This is a genomic window from Neobacillus drentensis (assembly GCF_036965425.1).
GTDB classification, from domain to species: Bacteria; Bacillota; Bacilli; order Bacillales; family Cytobacillaceae; genus Neobacillus; species Neobacillus drentensis_F.
The window spans coordinates 1-2,977 of sequence record NZ_JBALPP010000218.1 but is presented as its reverse complement, the minus strand read 5'-3'; the positions used below and the strand labels follow the sequence as shown (position 1 = coordinate 2,977).

Below are 2,977 nucleotides of genomic sequence, written 5' to 3'. Positions count from 1 at the left end.
TCCGTCTTGAGTTTCTATTAAGCAAGGCAGTCTTCAAACACTTCCCATTAATTTCTATTAAAATAGTTCTAATATTAAAATGAGTAACTTGAGCTCATCTCACCTTTTTTAATTCCCATTTTAACATAGAATTCACTTTTCCAATTTGATTCATATTCAACTTTTCTAACACTTTAATGGATGAAAAATTATCATGTAGGCACTCAGCAACTACTTTATCTACATTATCATTTTTAAACGCCCAATTAATAATTTCATTTACTGCTTCTGTTGCATAACCTTTATTTTGTGCTGAAGGTATAATTCCATATCCTACTTCAACCGTATTTTCTGAATTAGGTTTACCTTTAAATCCAATATCACCTATAATCGTATTGTTTTCTTTTTTGATAACTAGCCATACACCCCAACCTAATTGAGTAGAATCCACTCTAAGTTTCTCCAAAAACATCTTTATATGAGGGCCTATTTTGTAATCTTTTGTTGAAATCGTTGATAATAATTCATCTGTACAAGGAACGATTTTAAGTCTTTCTGTTTGTAATTCCATCTTCTTACTCCTCGTATATTATAATAACTAAGGGATCAATCCACTTGATTTTCACCTTTATTGCTAAGAATAAATAATATTATACGTTGATTTAAGGACTCCGTTCGAATATTGTTTCATGTCAACTAATTCCAAATTCAAACAAAGTTTAACACTGCCAAATAGAGGTATCCCCGTTCCAATCATTACAGGGTTAACTTTTAAGACTAATTGATCAATAAGTTTATGTTGAATTAATGAACCCGCCAAATTACCTCCCCCACAGAGCCACAACTTTCCATCTTCCTTCATTTTGAGATCTTGTATAAAGTTTACCGCGTTATTTTTAATTAATTTCACTACATCGTTTGATTCAAACTGCATTGTGTTTGAGAAAATATAATGCTTCAACTTATATGGGCTAGGCTCACCCGGCTTAAGACCGAATTGAAAGCCGTATTCATATGTTTTTCCCCCCATTAATACCGCATCAAATTGTTGAATATCGGATATGAAATCTGAAACATGATCACCCTCATTTAAAAATATAGAATCGTCAGCTACTCCATTCAAATCTGCAATAAAATTGTCAAGGGTAATTGCAATATGATAAATCAATTTTGCCATTCAGAAAACCCTCCCTTTAAAAACGGACATTCTAAATATTTTCTATAAAATTTTTATAATTTCCTTTAAATTCTCGAGATTAAATTTCATTCTTCTTTCACTAAACTACCGCGGTATTTCATTAGAAAAAAGGGTCGCGTCTTTACGATCCTACCTAAACTCTTGCCCCCATTAGTTTAATGAAGTTCTTCACAATTCATCTTGTACACAAAAAAAAGAGTTATTTTAAAACTAAATAAAGACAAATCACAAGGATTTATTGGGTAACAGTCTATAAAATTAACACTAGCGCCGTTCCATTTTTCTGTTTTGTACATAATTTGTGATTACGAATGAAATGAAGGCACTTTACATGGCAGATGGTGCTTACTGAGATGATTTGCTCTAATCAATGTATGTTTATTTCTTATCATCGGTGGAGTAGCTTAATATAATAAGACTCTCGTAACGGCTAGAGGTGAGCAAAACAACACATCTGTCCAATCCACTATTTTGAAAATACATAATTCATTCCAAAAAAGACTATTAAAATGAAAAAAAGATAAATTTAAAGGGGTTAGCTACATGATCAACGTTTTATTTGTATGCTTTGGGAATATTTGCCGTTCACCTATGGCTGAAGCTCTGTTTCGACACTTAGTCAAAAAAGAAAAATTGACAAACAAAATCACAGTTGATTCCGCTGCAACCAGTTCATGGCAAATCGGCTTCCCTCCGCACGATGGAACTCTTAATATTCTGAAGAAATACAATATCTCTACTGATGGGCTGGTTGGACGCCGACTAAAAAAAGAAGACTTTTGGAGATTCGACTATATTATCGGTATGGACGAAAGCAACATAAAGAATATTTACAGGATAACTGGAAAGCCTAATCATCCAAAGATCATTAGACTGCTGGACCTGACCAAATACAGGAAAGATATCCCCGATCCATTTTTTACTGGTGACTTTGATGAAACCTATCGTCTTGTTTCAGCTGGCTGCCAGGTATTACTCAATAAAATACACAGGGAAAAAAACTTATAACAACTAGGCATCCATCTTTCATCATTAGAATTATCTCTATCAATATTAATATAAAAACTCTATGATTCTTTAGTCTTTGTACCTAACAACAGTTCGAGCGATAATGTCATAAACAGTCTGTTTATTTTTGTTCAATAAGGGGCTTACCAAATTGATGAATACAAGTCCGTATATCGTTATCAATAATAAATTAATCAAATAATCAGGGAAATCAGAAGGTATGACAATGTGCCAAATCGTAAAATGCGACAGCTCCCAAGGAGCAAATTTAAGCGCAGAACGGAAAAGCGAACGGCTCAGACCGATTGATGACCATCTACACCCATGACCACTATCCCCATTTTTCGTTTTCCCCATGTCGCATGCAATTTCCCACCTTCTTTTATGGAAAAATAAAGATAAACAGGTAGTGTAATCAATAGAAATCCGGTGATTTCCGCTGATATAGAATTTGCTGTGAACAATGGAATCAGCAACGGCCTTGCAAAAAAAGATAGTACGAAAAGCAGCAAGAGGTAGCCCAAGATAATAACGTCGTCCAATAAAAAAGCGATGATTCGTGTTCCGAGCGATACGTTTTTTAATTTTTCATCTCGGTCCTCCATTGAATCCCCCATCTTCATTTCCTAGACAGTAGTTTCATTTAAGACTATTGGGATATAAAGAATAATATGCAACTATTTGACCTAATTAAGAAAATAACGCCCTCTTCTTTAATTTAGCTACCGAACTAGCACCATAATAATCTTTTACTAATCAGGATATTTACTAATTTATACCTTATATTAGAAT

4 protein-coding genes are annotated in these 2,977 nt (G+C 33.6%); 1 reads left to right on the top strand and 3 read right to left on the bottom strand.

Annotation, left to right across the window (positions count from 1 at the left end):
- Positions 1-94: 94 nt before the first annotated feature.
- On the bottom strand, positions 95-550 hold the full coding sequence (locus tag V7161_RS30250; RefSeq protein WP_335716455.1) for a GNAT family N-acetyltransferase: 456 nt from the start codon (positions 548-550) through the stop codon (positions 95-97).
- Between the two features lie 63 nt (positions 551-613).
- Positions 614-1,156: a dihydrofolate reductase family protein gene (locus V7161_RS30245; RefSeq protein ID WP_335716454.1), complete on the bottom strand. Its 543-nt coding sequence runs from the start codon at positions 1,154-1,156 to the stop codon at positions 614-616.
- Between the two features lie 564 nt (positions 1,157-1,720).
- On the opposite strand from V7161_RS30245, the gene V7161_RS30240 reads away from it, so the two are divergent.
- A complete protein-coding gene (locus tag V7161_RS30240; protein ID WP_335716453.1) occupies positions 1,721-2,185 on the top strand; it encodes a low molecular weight protein-tyrosine-phosphatase in 465 nt (154 codons plus the stop codon).
- Positions 2,186-2,481: 296 nt separating this feature from the next.
- Here the strand turns inward: V7161_RS30240 and V7161_RS30235 are convergent, their stop codons facing one another.
- Positions 2,482-2,790: an RDD family protein gene (locus V7161_RS30235; RefSeq protein WP_335716452.1), complete on the bottom strand. Its 309-nt coding sequence runs from the start codon at positions 2,788-2,790 to the stop codon at positions 2,482-2,484.
- Between the last annotated feature and the right edge of the window lie 187 nt (positions 2,791-2,977).